The organism is Bacillus sp. SDLI1, from assembly GCF_001553895.1.
Lineage (GTDB): Bacteria > Bacillota > Bacilli > Bacillales > Bacillaceae > Bacillus > Bacillus siamensis.
On sequence record NZ_CP013950.1, the window covers coordinates 2,607,584 to 2,622,373 of the forward strand.

Sequence of the window (14,790 nt, forward strand, 5' to 3'; positions counted from 1 at the left end):
AGGCAGGCAAGAATTGCTTCTTGCCTGTTTTTTATGTCTATAAACAGGAAAAAGGGGAGCGGATAGCCTATGTACATAATGAAGCAAAGCGGATGGCTTGAGCTGATATGCGGCAGCATGTTCTCTGGGAAATCAGAAGAGCTGATCCGCAGAGTGAAAAGAGCGACATATGCGAAGCAGGAGGTTAAGGTATTCAAACCTGCCATTGATAATCGCTACAGTGAGGAAGCCGTCGTTTCTCACAACGGCACATCCATGACAAGCCACGTCATCTCGTCTTCGGCTGAAATATGGGATCATATCAGTGAAAGCACGGACGTCATCGCGGTGGATGAAGTGCAGTTTTTCGGCGAATCGATCATTGACGACTTATCCCGGCTTGCCGATAAAGGCTATCGTGTCATCGCGGCCGGACTTGATATGGATTTCCGCGGAGAGCCGTTCGGCGTTGTGCCGAATCTGATGGCGGTTGCCGAATCGGTAACGAAGCTGCAGGCGGTATGCTCCGTCTGCGGGTCGCCGGCAAGCCGTACGCAGCGTTTAATTGACGGGAAGCCCGCTTCCTATGATGACCCGGTCATTTTAGTCGGCGCATCAGAGTCATACGAAGCGAGATGCAGACACCATCATGAAGTGCCGAATAAACAGACTGATAAATAACCCTTTTCATGAAAACATCGGTAAAAGATCCGGTGTTTTTTTGACGTTTTTTCAAAAATTGTAGTTAAATAACTTAAAAAAGAGTATGAAAAAATTAAGTAATTTTCATCTCTTGAATTTTCATTTTTACAGGCATAAAATGACTAAGTAATGTAAATAGTTATGAGACATTGTTCGAATAATTGTCAAAAAAAGATATAGCAGATCGCGATCACACTGGCCAAATTAGGTGATTACTTAACTTTGTTAACTATTTGAAGAAAGAAGGAGATTTTCTTGAATAATATTAAAGTAACGAAGGAAGGCAACTTAGAAACTACTTTAAGAGGAAAAGAAGTTCTATCTATCCCTACTTTAAATAAAGGTGTTGCATTTTCAGCAGAGGAAAGAAAAAGCCTTGGATTAGACGGGCTGCTTCCTCCGACAATTCTGTCTCTTGATGAGCAGGCTAAACGCGCATACGAGCAGTTTCAGGCTCAGCCGGACCGCCTTCGCCAAAACGTGTATTTGAATGATTTGCAAAACCGTAACGAAGTTCTTTTCTTTAAATTGCTTCAAAACCATCTTCGCGAAATGCTGCCGGTTGTTTACACACCGACTGTTGGTGAAGCGATTCAAGAATACAGCCATGAGTACAGAAGACCTCAAGGGATTTACCTTTCTATCGACAATGTGGAAGGCATTGAAGAAGCATTTGAAAACCTTCATGCCACTGCCGGCGATATTGATCTGATCGTTGCGACAGACTCAGAAAGCATCCTCGGAATCGGTGACTGGGGTGTAGGCGGAATCAACATCGCCATCGGTAAATTAGCCGTATACACAGCCGCTGCCGGTATTGATCCAAGCCGTGTTATTCCTGTCGTTCTTGACGTCGGTACGAACAATGAAAAACTTCTGAACGATCCTTTATACATCGGTAACCGCCATGAACGTATCCAAGGCGAACGTTATGAAGCTTTCATTGACGCTTATGTAAAAGCTGCGCTTAAATATTTCCCTAAAGCTCTTCTTCACTGGGAAGACCTTGGAAACAAAAACGCGCGCAATATCATGAAGAAATACAATCATGAAATTCTTACTTTCAACGATGACATTCAAGGTACTGGTGCGATTACGCTTGCAGGTGTGCTTGCAGCTATGAAGAAAACAGGCGCTTCTATTAAAGATCAGCGTGTGGTTGTCTTCGGTGCGGGATCTGCCGGAATCGGAATCGCTGACCAAATCCGCGACACTATGGTGCTTGCCGGTCTTTCTGAAGAAGAAGCTAACAAAGCATTCTACACAATGGACTACAGAGGCCTGTTAGTTGAAGGTATGGAAAACATTCTTGATTTCCAAGAGCCGTACCTGCGCACAGCTGAAGAAATTAAAGATTGGAAACGCGATGAAAATGGACAAATTCCTTTCATTGAAGTGATCCGTCAAGCAAAACCGACTATCTTAATCGGTACTTCAGGCCAAAGCGGCGCATTCAGTGAAGAAATCGTAAAAGAAATGGCAAAACACGTTGAGCGTCCGGTCATCATGCCGATGTCTAACCCGACACCGCTTGCTGAAGCCGTTCCTAGCGATCTTTTCAAATGGACTGACGGTAAAGTTCTTGTGGCAACAGGAAGCCCGTTTGACAATGTTGAGTACAATGGCGTTTCTCATGAAATCGGACAATCTAACAACGCATTCGCGTTCCCTGGACTTGGCCTCGGTTCAATCGTTGTAGAAGCGAAAGTGATTACTCCTGCAATGTTTGCGGCAACTGCTGACGCAATCGCAGAAAGCGTTGATTTTGAAACACCGGGTTCAGGCCTTCTTCCGAGCATGAGCGACTTACAAGAAGTTTCAATTAAAGTTGCGATCGCCGTAGCAGAAACTGCAATTAAAGAAGGCGTGGCAAACCGCATTCCTGAAAATGTAGAACAAGCCGTTCTTGATGCAATGTGGAAACCGCAATACAAACAAGTTGTCGCTAAATAATTTTACGATTAATTTAACAGTCCGAGGGAAAGCTTTTATGTAAAGGCTAAAGTATACGGACATTAAGGATTTGGAGGAGAACATTTTGAGCTTCTTAGATATTTTAATCCTCCTGGCGCCGATCTTTTTCGTGATCGTGCTGGGATGGTTCGCAGGTCGCTTCGGAAGTTATGACGCGAAGTCAGCAAAAGGGGTAAGCACCTTAGTTACGAAGTACGCGCTTCCGGCGCATTTTATCGCCAGTATTTTAACCACTTCAAGAAGTGCGTTTTTAACACAGGTTCCTTTAATGATCGCTTTGATCATCGGGATTGTCGGATTCTATATCGTCATTCTGCTGGTTTGTAAATTCATCTTTAAGTATGATTTAACGAACTCATCTGTATTTTCTTTAAACTCAGCACAGCCGACATTTGCATTTATGGGTATTCCTGTACTCGGAAGCTTATTCGGCGCAAACGAAGTAGCGATTCCTATTGCCGTAACAGGTATCGTGGTTAACGCCATGCTTGATCCGATTGCGATCATTATCGCTACTGTCGGTGAGTCATCTAAGAAGCAAGACAGTGAAAACGAGAATTTCTGGAAAATGACTGGTAAGTCTATTCTTCACGGTCTTTCCGAACCGCTTGCGGCTGCACCGCTTATCAGTATCATCCTTGTGCTGTTCGGTGTAAGTCTTCCTGAGCTCGGCGATAAAATGCTTGAGCAGCTCGGAAGCACAACATCAGGTGTTGCGCTCTTCGCCGTCGGTGTAACTGTCGGTATCCGCAACATCAAGCTCAGTGTGCCGGCTTTCGGTATCGCTTTGTTAAAAGTTGCCGTTCAGCCTGCATTGATGTACTTGATCGCTCTTGCAGTCGGACTTCCGGCTGACCAGATCACAAAAGCGGTATTGCTTGTTGCATTCCCTGGATCTGCGGTAGCGGCGATGATTGCCACACGTTTCGAAAAACAAGAGGAAGAAACTGCGTCTGCGTTCGTGATCAGTGCGATTTTATCTCTAATCTCACTGCCGATCATCATTGCGCTGACTGCATAATGAAAAGCTCCCTGTTTCAGGGAGCTTTTTTCATTAGAATTGAAATTTAAAAGGCGAAAATCTCGTTTTTTTTCTGGGTTTCTTATGTTCTGAAGAAGCGGCTGTTTCTGAGAGGGGAGCTGTCTGGGCAAGTTCCTGGATGCGGGAGGCCAATGTCTGCAATTCGGCATTGAGGTCGTCGATTTCCCGTCTGTGCTGAAGAAGCTGATAAGACACACCTTCATCCGCCTTTTGTTTCAGCTGGCGTTCCAGCTCATCTATTCTTGATAGCAGTTGGTCCCCGTCCTGTTTCTCTTTCGTGAGAATATCCAGTTTGCGTTCCAGCTCTGCCAACCTTTGTTCGGCGCCGCCGCTGGTTTTCGGCCGCTGCAAAATAAAGCCCGTCCTTTTTTTTGGCTGCCGGGGCACTTGTACGTCCAGCAGAGCAGTGCCTTCAGAAATTTGCTGTTTGACCGATTTAAGTACATCAAGATCCTCAGGCGTAAAGGAATAATGCCCGAGCTCATTCCGTTCAGCCGGAAGATTCAGCTGCTTGACCCACCTTTGCACCGTTTTTGCGGAGACACCGAGTTCTTTCGCGGCCATGTTTGTATTCATGATCACATACCTCCTTTTCAGCTAGGTATTCGACCATGAGGCGGCGTTCCCTTCATGTTAGACAAAACAAGAAGGAATTCGCCAAAGAAAGCAACATTTCTTCAAAAAACGTTACGCTTCATACAATTCTAGCGGAAGCTTGTCGGGATCGAAGAAAAAGGTAAAGCGTTTCCCCGTCAGCGGATCGGTTCTGACCGGTTCTGTGTCGATGCCCTTTTCTTTTAACTCCCTGACGGCCGCTTCAAGATCGTTTACAGTGAAGGCGAGGTGCCGGAGACCTGCTGCTTCAGGACGGGTCGGCCGCTCGGGCGGATCGGGAAAGGAAAACAATTCAATCACATATGTGCCGTCCAGCGCCAGATCGAGTTTATAAGACCCGCGCTCCTTTCGGTAGGTTTCTTTTATAATGCCGAAACCGAGCGTTTCGGTGTAAAAAGCTTTCGACTTTTCATAATCAGAGCATATGATTGCTATATGGTGGATGGATTTCAGCATATCCGCTCCTCCTTTTTTGTTTCAGTATAGCAGAGGCCGATTGCTTTTGACTGGCGATAAGCCCTATACTATAATGAGAATGTTACGCACAGGAAAACAGAGGTGAAGACCGTGTTAGACCGTTTACAGTCAATTGAACAACGATACGAAAAATTAAATGAGCTTTTAAGTGATCCGGAAGTGGTCAACGATCCGAAAAAGCTTAGAGAATATTCGAAAGAGCAATCTGATATACAGGAAACTGTTGAAGTCTATAGACAATACAGAGACGCATCAGAACAGCTTGCCGATGCGAAAGCAATGCTTGAGGATAAGCTTGATGCCGATATGAGAGAAATGGTGAAGGAAGAAATCTCCGAGCTGCAAGGAGAGACCGAAACCTTATCAGAGCGTTTAAAAGTGCTCCTCATCCCGAAAGACCCGAACGATGACAAAAACGTAATCATGGAGATCCGCGGCGCAGCAGGCGGAGAAGAAGCCGCGCTGTTTGCGGGAAATCTCTACAGAATGTACTCCCGTTATGCCGAAATCCAAGGCTGGAAGACCGAAGTCATGGAAGCAAACGTGACCGGAACGGGCGGTTACAAGGAAATCATCTTTATGATTACGGGAAAAGGCGCGTACTCCAAGCTGAAGTATGAGAATGGGGCGCACCGCGTGCAGCGTGTGCCGGAAACGGAATCAGGCGGCCGCATTCATACGTCTACGGCGACGGTGGCGTGTCTTCCGGAAGCGGAAGAAGTAGAAGTGGACATCCATGAAAAGGATATCCGCGTCGATACATTCGCATCAAGCGGACCGGGCGGACAGAGCGTAAACACGACAATGTCGGCCGTGCGCCTTACGCATTTGCCGACGGGTGTCGTCGTATCCTGTCAGGATGAAAAATCTCAGATTAAAAACAAAGAAAAAGCGATGAAGGTGCTCCGCGCCAGAATCTATGACAAATTCCAGCAGGAAGCCCAGGCTGAATATGATCAGACACGCAAATCAGCCGTCGGTTCAGGCGACCGTTCTGAACGTATCCGCACATACAATTTCCCGCAAAACCGTGTGACGGATCACCGCATCGGACTGACGATTCAAAAGCTGGACCAAATCCTTGAAGGAAAGCTTGATGAAGTGGTTGAAGCGTTAATCGTAGAAGACCAGTCAAGCAAGCTCCAGCAGGCGGAAAATTAAGATGAAGACCGTTTTTGAAGCCCTAAGCTGGGCTTCTTCTTATTTAACCGAAGCGGGAAGAGAAAAAAACGCGGCCGAGCTGCTGCTGTTAAATGATACCGGAATGGATCGGAGCAAGCTTCTCGCAAGTCTGCAGGAGCCTGTCGGCGAGGATGAGCTATACCGTTTCATGCGGCATGTGGAAATGCATAAAGAAGGCGTTCCGATTCAATATATTATCGGGAAAGAACAGTTTTACGGCCGGGAATTCTTTGTGAATGACGATGTTCTCATTCCGCGTCCGGAAACGGAAGAAGTTGTCTTTCATCTGCTGGACAGACAGAAGCGGGTGTTTTCTGAGGGAGAACGCCTGAATGTCATTGATATCGGAACGGGGAGCGGAGCCATTGCGGTGACGCTTGCGCTTGAATGCGGACATTTTTCAGTATCGGCTTCGGACATTTCAAAAGAAGCGCTTCAAGTGGCGGAAAGAAATGCGCAAAACCTCGGAGCGGACGTCCGCTTTTTGCAGGGAGATCTGTTGACTCCTTTTATTTCATCAGGAATAAAAGCGGATATTATTGTGTCCAACCCGCCGTATATTTCTGAAGAAGAGATGGCGGAGTTATCCGATATCGTCCGTTTTCATGAGCCGCTTCATGCTCTTACAGACGGCGGTGACGGCTTGAAATTCTACAAGCGGTTTATGGAGGAGCTGCCTCTTGTCATGAAAGATAAAGCGCTTGTCGTCTTTGAAATCGGATATAATCAGGGAAAAGCCGTGAAAGACCTGTTCCGTCATTCCTTTCCGAATGCGGAAGTGGAAGTCATAAAGGACATCAATGGAAAAGACAGAACCGTATCCGCGGTCATCACATCATGAAAAAAGCCTGCCGGTGACGCACACGGCAGGCTTTTGTTACAATGGAAAGAAAATGAAAGGGGTAATCGCCTTGAAAAAAGCGTTCGCCTTCGGATGTATACTCGCCGCCGCAGCTTATGCGGCGGGGTTTGTTCTGCCGTTTGGCTTTGACGGCATTTTCGGTGCCGTTACGGCCGTTCTTATCATCACAGCGATCATTGTTTCCGGGTTGGCCGTAAGCGGAGCAGAACAGCGGGCCAATTATCATTCTGAAACAAAAGAAGGCCGGCACGCCCGTTTAAAGATGGCAGCCGTTTTCTTTTGCGCCGCTCTGCCTTCAGCCGTCTGTCTGCTGATTACGCTTCTGTAGCCGGACTTTGTCTTTGCAGCAATACGGAATCCCACACCCAATAGACGGCGGCTGTTAAAACCGCAAAAATATAAAAGGCCGAATTAGAAAACAGGGATTGGCCTGACGGCTGCAAAAGACCGAAGATGATCCCGTTTGCGACAAAAGACGTTCCTAAATAATAAATGAAATAAAGCGGATGAAATCTCTTCGGCTTTTTATTCAAAAAGTATTGAAGCGGCAGCGCAAAAATCAAATAGGGAAACAAAAAATAAAATGCCATCGAAATGAAAGCCGCGAAAATAAATTGATGAACATACAAAATAGAATAAATGACAGACATACATGCCGCCGACAGCAGCACGGTGTAATTATATTTCATCTGAAAACCCTCCTATCAAAATAATATCGTACCATATTCTGAGTCTGTCAATGCAGATTATCAGCTTGCTAGATTTTTTTCTTCCCGCCGGTTTAAACCTTTTCGGTCATGTCCATAATAAGACTAGATAAAAAAGCACGGAGAGGAACGGTGGGGACCGATGAAACAGACAATGATGATCTGCATATATATTTTTCTTTTATTATCAGGAGCGCTTGCGGGCTTGACGAAAGAAGAAACGGCGCGGGCGTCAGCCAATGAGCCCGTTGTCATACCGGATGAAGCGATACGGCTTCGGATCTTAGCCAACAGTGATAACGATGAGGATCAAACGCTCAAGCGCCAGATCAGAGATGCTGTAAACAAGGAAATCACGGGCTGGGTGAAAGATATCACTTCTATTGAAAAAGCGCGGCGGCTCATCCGTTCAAAGCTTCCTGAAATTAAAGACATCGCCAAACAAACAATGAAAGAAAAAGGTGCGCATCAATCCGTTTCAGTTGAATTCAATAAAATTTCATTTCCGACAAAGCTTTACGGCAATATGGTCTATCCGGCCGGAAAATATGAAGCGATTTTAATTACCCTCGGCAATGGCGAGGGCGCCAACTGGTGGTGCGTCTTGTTTCCGCCGCTGTGCTTCCTTGATTTCTCAAACGGTGAAGCGGTGAAAGATCAGGAAGACGACGGACAGAAGCAGGAAGAAACGAAAAAACAGACAGAAAAAGTGATGGATGACGTCAAAGCGAAAGCTGATAAAGCGAAGAAAGAAAATAAAGATGACGATGATACCGAAGTGAAGTTTTTCCTCGTCGATTGGATTTCAGATCTGTTTTCCTGAAGCAAAAAGGCATAAATCCGGATTCGATTCATAGATTGGAAGAAAGAGTTGATCGAAACGGAGGGGAAATATATGTTTTATCAGCTGAGAGTGGCAAGAGATCAAGATACGGAGGCGCTGGAGGCTTTTTTGAAAAAGGCTGATACGGCACATGCGGAAATCGATCAGCAGATCAGCCGGTTTATCATGCTGGAGGACAGTGAGAAAGAGATTGCCGCCTGTCTCGGGATCGAAAAATTCAGCGGCGGAAAAGGGCTTCTCCGTTCACTCGTTATGTCGGACAGGCTGAACCAAAGCCATATCGTTACGCTGTTTCAAAGTATGGATGTGCTGTGCAAAAAACATGAAATTCAAGATGTCTACTTAGTCGCCAATCAGCCCTCATCTGCTGAATTTCTGAATGTGATGGGATTTGAAGAATGCGCAGATGTGCCTGATGAACTGTATACGTCCGAGCATTTCCGCAATTCGTTATGCACAGAGGGTTCGTTTTTGATGGTGAAAACCTCTGCATAACCTCACTTATGCACAAAGTTATCCACTTATCGAAAAGTGTTGTCCACAGTTTGTGGATAACACTTGTTTTATTAAAGGACATCTTTTATACTTTCAAAAGGAATACACGAGAGAAAATAAAGTTTTACCGCTTTAAAATAAGGAGTTTGGTTATACATGAAAACAAGAAGATGGTTTGTGGATTCTTCCGCAGAATTATCCACAACCGATCCCCAGATTACACAAGCCGCGGAATTGCTCCGGCAGAATGAAGTTGTGGCTTTTCCGACAGAAACCGTTTACGGACTGGGCGCTAACGCTGAAAATACGGAAGCCGTAACGAAAATTTATGAGGCGAAAGGAAGGCCGAGCGATAATCCGCTGATTGTGCACATATCTGACATCAGCCAGCTTGATCGTTTTATCAGCCATATTCCTGAAACGGCGAAAAAGCTCATGACGCTTTTTTGGCCGGGTGCGCTGACTCTGGTCTTGCCGTGTAAGCCCGGCGTGCTGTCCCCCCGTGTCACCGCGGGACTTGAGACGGTAGCGGTCAGAATGCCTGATCATCCGGTGGCGTTAGCCCTCATCAGCTCAGCCGGACTGCCGATCGCAGCGCCGAGCGCCAATTTATCAGGAAAACCGAGCCCGACGAAGGCCGGGCATGTGGCTCATGATTTAAACGGCCGCATTGCCGGCATTGTGGACGGCGGAGCGACCGGGATCGGAGTGGAATCAACCGTTCTGTCCTGTACGGGGAAACAGCCCGTGCTGCTTCGTCCGGGCGGCGTGACAAAAGAACAGATTGAATCCGCAGCCGGTCCGGTTCTTGTGGATAAAGGGCTGACCGAAGAAGATCAGGTTCCTATTTCTCCCGGTATGAAATATACACACTATGCGCCTTCTGCGCCGATGGCTATTGCCGACGGCGGCGCTCTGAGAATTCAAGAGCTGGCTGACGAATATAAAAGCCGGGGAAAACGGATCGGCATTCTGACAACAGAGGAGAATGCCGATAGCTACCAGGCTGATTTTATTAAAGTATGCGGCCGGCGCGCCGACCTTGAAACAGTGGCGTCGGCCTTGTACGATGCGCTCCGCAGCTTTGATGATGCGAAAGTGGATATGATTATATCTGAATCCTTTCCGGACACCGGAGTGGGACTCGCCATTATGAACAGGCTGATGAAGGCTGCGGGCGGCACCGTTATCCATTAACTTGTTCTACCCCTTATCGGACATGCATAAGCTAAACAAGCGGGCACGTCCAAGGGGGTTTTTTATTTCATGTCGAATCTATTCATCGGGGAGCTTGTCTCCTTAAGCATCATGGCATTTGCTTTGGGGACGGATGCTTTTTCCGTCGGGCTCGGAATGGGAATGATTCAGCTGAAGAAAAAACAAATCTTTCATATAGGAATTGTCATCGGGCTGTTTCATGTCATCATGCCGCTGGCAGGAATGGCGGCCGGGCATCTGCTGTCCGGTTTTCTGGGTATGCTTGCCGTTTACATCGGCGGGTCTCTTCTTTTCATTTTAGGAGTGCAAATGATCATCGCCTCGTTTAAGCAATCGGACGGGCCGCTCATATCTCCGGCAGGCTCGGGACTGTTTTTATTCGCGGTCGGTGTCAGTCTTGACAGTTTTTCTGTCGGGCTCAGCCTCGGGATGAACGGCTCCAACCCGATTCTGGCCGTTGCGCTGTTCGGAATCTTCAGCACCGTTTTAACATGGGCGGGGCTCTTGGCGGGAAGAAAGGTGCAATCATGGCTCGGCTCCTACAGTGAAGCCCTCGGCGGAGCCATTTTGATCGGATTCGGGGTGAAATTGCTTTTACCGATATAGGGCTGAGTAAAAAAGAAACGAAGATGCCGTTTCTTTTTTCTTCATTTATAATAGGCAGTAAGAGGTGACGGATATGAAAATAATCTTTGTTTGTACAGGCAATACGTGCCGCAGTCCCATGGCTGAGGCTCTTTTTAAATCCATTGCAGTAACGAAAGGGCTGGACGTCAGCGCAAGCTCTGCCGGAGTATTTGCGTCCCCGAACGGAAAAGCGTCGGCTCATGCCGTGGAAGCGCTGTTTGAAAAACGGATCGCTCTCAATCACAGTTCATCTCCCTTAACGGAAGAACATATCGAGACGGCCGATCTGGTGCTGACGATGACCCAACAGCACAAACAGCTGATCGAAAGCCGATATCGAAACAGTCATGGTAAAGTATTTACCATTAAAGAATACGTAACGGGAAAAAGCGGCGATATTTCTGACCCATTCGGCGGTCCGCTTGATGTTTATAAAAGGACGCGGGACGAACTGGAGGAACTGCTGACCCTTTTGGCTGACCAATTGCTTGACGGAAAAAGCAAGTAATCTGTCAGAAAATCTGCAAACAGGTCATTTGCAAAACGAATATGAAAGAGTAGAATAAAATCAACGGATTTCGTAAAAAAGGACAAGCACACTGGGCTGTCTTCGCCCAGCCACACCTAGGAGGTAAATGAATGAAAGTAGCTATTGCGTCAGATCACGGCGGCGTCCATATCCGCGAAGAAATCAAAAGTCTGTTGGATGAATTGCAGATTGAATACATTGATATGGGCTGTGAATGCGGCAGCGGTTCTGTTGATTATTCTGACTACGCTTTTCCGGTAGCGGAAAAAGTGGTGAACGGTGAAGTTGACAGGGGAATTTTAATTTGCGGCACAGGCATCGGCATGAGCATTTCCGCAAACAAGGTAAAAGGAATACGCTGTGCGCTTGCGCATGACACCTTCAGCGCAAAAGCGACGCGGGAACACAATGATACGAATGTTCTTGCGATGGGGGAACGCGTCATCGGCCCGGGTCTGGCGCGCGAAATCGCAAAAATCTGGCTGACGACTGAATTTACGGGCGGCCGCCACGAACGGCGGATCGGCAAAATCGCAGATTACGAAGAAAAAAATCTGTAAGAGGTGCTGGACAATGGAAGAGATGAAGCGAAAATGGACGGACATGCTGACTGAATTTCAAGAGCAGGCCGGACTTAAGGACGGCAGTCTGCTGGTCATCGGGTGCAGTACGAGTGAAGCCGCCGGAAGCCGGATCGGCACCGCGGGGAGCGGCGATTGGGCTGAATTGATTTACGGCGGACTTGCCCGGTTCAAGGAAAAAACGGGTGTTCATCTTGCTTTTCAATGCTGCGAGCATTTAAACAGGGCGCTTGTCATTGAGGCGGAAACGGCCGAGCGGTTCAGGCTCCCCATCGTTTCAGCCGTCCCCGTCCCGAAAGCGGGCGGAGCGATGGCTTCATATGCATACCGGCAGATGCAGTCTCCCGTGCTCGCTGAATCGATTCAGGCTGACGCCGGAATTGACATCGGTGATACGTTCATCGGCATGCATTTAAAACCCGTTGCCGTCCCTGTTAGGATATCAAGCCGTGAGCTCGGAGAAGCGCATGTGACGATGGCCCGGACAAGGCCGAAGCTGATCGGCGGAATTCGCGCCGTTTATGAATGCGAATGATGAAAATACTTTTCCTATATAATGTTCGTGTTTTCTAATTAAATATTGTGATTTTTTTAAATAAGCTGTTACATTCACCTGAAAAACCATGTACAATAAGGGTGGTAAAAATAAAGAACAGGAAACGGATAGGAGAGGATTTCGCTGATGAAACATTTACCTGCACAAGATCAACAAGTGTTTAACGCCATTAAAAATGAGCGTAAGCGTCAACAGACTAATATCGAATTAATTGCTTCTGAAAACTTCGTGACGGAAGCGGTAATGGAAGCGCAAGGCTCTGTTTTAACAAACAAATATGCTGAAGGCTACCCCGGCAAACGCTACTACGGCGGCTGTGAGCACGTTGATGTCGTTGAGGACATCGCCCGCGACCGCGCGAAAGAGATTTTCGGAGCCGAGCATGTAAACGTTCAGCCGCACTCAGGCGCTCAGGCGAACATGGCTGTTTACTTCACGATTTTAGAGCACGGCGACACGGTGCTCGGGATGAACCTCTCCCACGGCGGCCACTTAACACACGGAAGCCCGGTTAATTTCAGCGGCGTTCAATACAACTTTGTTGAATACGGTGTCGATAAAGACACGCAATATATAGATTATGAAGATGTGCGTGAAAAAGCGCTGGCGCATAAGCCGAAACTGATCGTTGCCGGAGCGAGCGCGTATCCCCGCACGATCGACTTTAAAAAATTCCGCGAAATCGCTGATGAAGTCGGCGCTTACTTCATGGTCGACATGGCGCATATCGCGGGTCTTGTCGCGGCCGGCCTTCATCCGAATCCGGTTCCTTACGCTGACTTTGTAACGACAACGACTCACAAAACACTTCGCGGACCGCGCGGAGGAATGATCCTTTGCCGTGAAGAGTTCGGCAAAAAGATTGATAAATCCATTTTCCCGGGCATCCAAGGCGGACCGCTTATGCATGTCATCGCGGCCAAAGCCGTTTCTTTCGGGGAAGTGCTTGAAGATGATTTCAAAACATATGCGCAAAACGTCATCTCGAACGCGAAGCGTCTTGCTGAATCTCTGACCAAAGAGGGCATTCAGCTCGTATCAGGCGGAACGGATAACCACCTCGTGCTTGTCGACCTCCGTTCACTCGGTCTGACCGGAAAAGTCGCTGAACATGTTCTTGATGAAATCGGTATTACATCTAATAAAAACGCGATCCCTTATGATCCGGAAAAACCGTTTGTCACAAGCGGAATCCGTCTCGGTACGGCAGCTGTGACAAGCCGCGGATTTGACGGTGACGCACTTGAAGAAGTCGGCGCCATCATCGGCCTTGCGCTGAAAAATCATGAAGACGAAGCAAAGCTTGAAGAAGCAAGACAGCGCGTATCTGCCTTGACTGAAAAGTTTCCTTTATATAAAGAACTGGACTATTAATAAGGAAGAAATCCGCCGGAAGCCTAATCCGGCGGGTTTTTTTATGATTTTCTTGAAACTGTTTGTCTTTTTCTGTAGAATCAATAGAAGTGTGAAAAAGTCACTCGGACAACAAAAAAGGAGCTGAACACAGTATGGGAAAGGTTTACGTATTTGATCATCCTTTAATCCAGCATAAGCTGACATATATTCGGAATGAAAATACAGGCACAAAGGATTTCAGAGACCTTGTGGACGAAGTTGCATCACTGATGGCGTTTGAAATTACACGTGATCTTCCTCTTAAAGATGTGGAAGTGAAAACACCTGTTCAAACAGCGACATCCAAAGTGATTTCAGGGAAGAAACTCGGTATCGTGCCGATCCTGAGAGCGGGTCTCGGAATGGTTGACGGCATGCTGAAATTAATCCCTGCCGCCAAAGTGGGACATGTCGGATTATACCGTGATCCGGAAACCTTAAAACCGGTGGAATACTATGTGAAGCTTCCTTCTGATGTGGAAGAACGTGAATTTATTGTCGTGGACCCGATGCTTGCAACGGGAGGCTCTGCGGTTGAAGCGATAAACAGCCTGAAAAAACGCGGGGCGAGAAACATTCGTTTCATGTGTCTTGTAGCGGCTCCCGAAGGCGTGGAAGAGCTGCAGAAACACCATTCAGACGTTGATATTTACATCGCGGCCCTGGATGAAAAGCTGAATGAAAAAGGCTATATCGTTCCGGGTCTCGGTGACGCGGGTGACAGACTGTACGGAACAAAATAAATCGGAAAACCTCATTCAGAGGTTTTCTTTTTTTATCCAAATTTTTGCTGAAAGGGGAGAGTTCATACATTTATAGGTGAATTTGTGAACATTCTGTGTATGCTTCCGGTATAAAAAGTTTTTTAACTTTAAACAGATTGACACATGTTAGGGGCTATTGTATGCTAAACGAGGGTATTATGAGAAGGTTTTCATTCCTTTCATTTCTAGTATCCATCCTCATTTTAAATCCTCCAAAAAAACCCGTTATATGAGGATTTAT

Annotated in this window: 18 protein-coding genes; 15 read left to right on the forward strand and 3 right to left on the reverse strand. The window is 47.0% G+C overall.

From position 1 onward, the window contains the following. Positions 1-69: 69 nt before the first annotated feature. The 3 genes from AUL54_RS12530 (at position 70) to AUL54_RS12540 (ending at position 3,676) form a co-directional block, all read left to right on the forward strand. A complete protein-coding gene (locus tag AUL54_RS12530; protein ID WP_060964046.1) occupies positions 70-660 on the forward strand; it encodes a thymidine kinase in 591 nt (196 codons plus the stop codon). 276 nt (positions 661-936) lie between these two features. Then, positions 937-2,634: an oxaloacetate-decarboxylating malate dehydrogenase gene (gene malS / locus AUL54_RS12535; protein WP_060964047.1), complete on the forward strand. Its 1,698-nt coding sequence runs from the start codon at positions 937-939 to the stop codon at positions 2,632-2,634. A gap of 85 nt (positions 2,635-2,719) precedes the next feature. Next, positions 2,720-3,676 carry an AEC family transporter gene (locus tag AUL54_RS12540; RefSeq protein ID WP_016937625.1) on the forward strand — a complete coding sequence of 319 codons (957 nt, stop codon included), beginning with the start codon at positions 2,720-2,722 and terminating at the stop codon, positions 3,674-3,676. A 33-nt stretch (positions 3,677-3,709) separates the two neighbouring features. On the opposite strand, the gene racA is transcribed toward AUL54_RS12540, so the two are convergent. Together racA and gloA2 are read right to left on the reverse strand one after the other, a co-directional pair. After that, positions 3,710-4,273 (reverse strand): chromosome-anchoring protein RacA, encoded by a 564-nt coding sequence (gene racA, locus AUL54_RS12545; protein ID WP_060964048.1) that lies wholly within the window; start codon positions 4,271-4,273, stop codon positions 3,710-3,712. 111 nt (positions 4,274-4,384) lie between these two features. After that, positions 4,385-4,768: an SMU1112c/YaeR family gloxylase I-like metalloprotein gene (gloA2, locus tag AUL54_RS12550; RefSeq protein WP_045926575.1), complete on the reverse strand. Its 384-nt coding sequence runs from the start codon at positions 4,766-4,768 to the stop codon at positions 4,385-4,387. A gap of 111 nt (positions 4,769-4,879) precedes the next feature. On the opposite strand from gloA2, the gene prfA reads away from it, so the two are divergent. From prfA to AUL54_RS12565, 3 genes are all read left to right on the forward strand, one after another. Beyond that, positions 4,880-5,950, forward strand: coding sequence for a peptide chain release factor 1 (prfA, locus tag AUL54_RS12555; protein ID WP_029575294.1), 1,071 nt, complete (start codon positions 4,880-4,882; stop codon positions 5,948-5,950). A gap of 1 nt (position 5,951) precedes the next feature. Continuing rightward, positions 5,952-6,812 carry a peptide chain release factor N(5)-glutamine methyltransferase gene (gene prmC, locus AUL54_RS12560; RefSeq protein WP_060964049.1) on the forward strand — a complete coding sequence of 287 codons (861 nt, stop codon included), beginning with the start codon at positions 5,952-5,954 and terminating at the stop codon, positions 6,810-6,812. A gap of 70 nt (positions 6,813-6,882) precedes the next feature. Beyond that, positions 6,883-7,161: a DUF5316 family protein gene (locus tag AUL54_RS12565; protein WP_029575295.1), complete on the forward strand. Its 279-nt coding sequence runs from the start codon at positions 6,883-6,885 to the stop codon at positions 7,159-7,161. Here the strand turns inward: AUL54_RS12565 and AUL54_RS12570 are convergent. Beyond that, positions 7,148-7,522: a UPF0715 family protein gene (locus AUL54_RS12570; RefSeq protein WP_060964050.1), complete on the reverse strand. Its 375-nt coding sequence runs from the start codon at positions 7,520-7,522 to the stop codon at positions 7,148-7,150. The genes AUL54_RS12565 and AUL54_RS12570 overlap by 14 nt on opposite strands. A gap of 160 nt (positions 7,523-7,682) precedes the next feature. Between AUL54_RS12570 and spoIIR the strand changes: the two genes are divergently transcribed. From spoIIR to upp, 9 genes are all read left to right on the forward strand, one after another. Further along, complete coding sequence (gene spoIIR, locus AUL54_RS12575; protein WP_060964051.1) at positions 7,683-8,363, forward strand: stage II sporulation protein R; 681 nt, start codon at positions 7,683-7,685, stop codon at positions 8,361-8,363. 72 nt (positions 8,364-8,435) lie between these two features. Beyond that, positions 8,436-8,879 carry a GNAT family N-acetyltransferase gene (locus AUL54_RS12580; protein ID WP_060964052.1) on the forward strand — a complete coding sequence of 148 codons (444 nt, stop codon included), beginning with the start codon at positions 8,436-8,438 and terminating at the stop codon, positions 8,877-8,879. Between the two features lie 156 nt (positions 8,880-9,035). After that, complete coding sequence (locus AUL54_RS12585; protein WP_060964053.1) at positions 9,036-10,076, forward strand: L-threonylcarbamoyladenylate synthase; 1,041 nt, start codon at positions 9,036-9,038, stop codon at positions 10,074-10,076. Positions 10,077-10,145: 69 nt separating this feature from the next. Then, positions 10,146-10,703, forward strand: a complete 558-nt coding sequence (locus AUL54_RS12590) for a manganese efflux pump MntP (RefSeq protein ID WP_060964054.1) — start codon at positions 10,146-10,148, stop codon at positions 10,701-10,703. A 73-nt stretch (positions 10,704-10,776) separates the two neighbouring features. After that, a complete protein-coding gene (locus AUL54_RS12595; protein WP_060964055.1) occupies positions 10,777-11,232 on the forward strand; it encodes a low molecular weight protein arginine phosphatase in 456 nt (151 codons plus the stop codon). A 131-nt stretch (positions 11,233-11,363) separates the two neighbouring features. Further along, complete coding sequence (gene rpiB / locus AUL54_RS12600) at positions 11,364-11,813, forward strand: ribose 5-phosphate isomerase B (protein WP_016937637.1); 450 nt, start codon at positions 11,364-11,366, stop codon at positions 11,811-11,813. A 13-nt stretch (positions 11,814-11,826) separates the two neighbouring features. Then, positions 11,827-12,369, forward strand: a complete 543-nt coding sequence (locus AUL54_RS12605) for a TIGR01440 family protein (RefSeq protein WP_060964056.1) — start codon at positions 11,827-11,829, stop codon at positions 12,367-12,369. A 147-nt stretch (positions 12,370-12,516) separates the two neighbouring features. Then, complete coding sequence (glyA, locus tag AUL54_RS12610) at positions 12,517-13,764, forward strand: serine hydroxymethyltransferase (RefSeq protein ID WP_060964057.1); 1,248 nt, start codon at positions 12,517-12,519, stop codon at positions 13,762-13,764. 134 nt (positions 13,765-13,898) lie between these two features. Further along, positions 13,899-14,528, forward strand: coding sequence for a uracil phosphoribosyltransferase (gene upp / locus AUL54_RS12615; protein ID WP_060964058.1), 630 nt, complete (start codon positions 13,899-13,901; stop codon positions 14,526-14,528). Positions 14,529-14,790 lie beyond the last annotated feature (262 nt).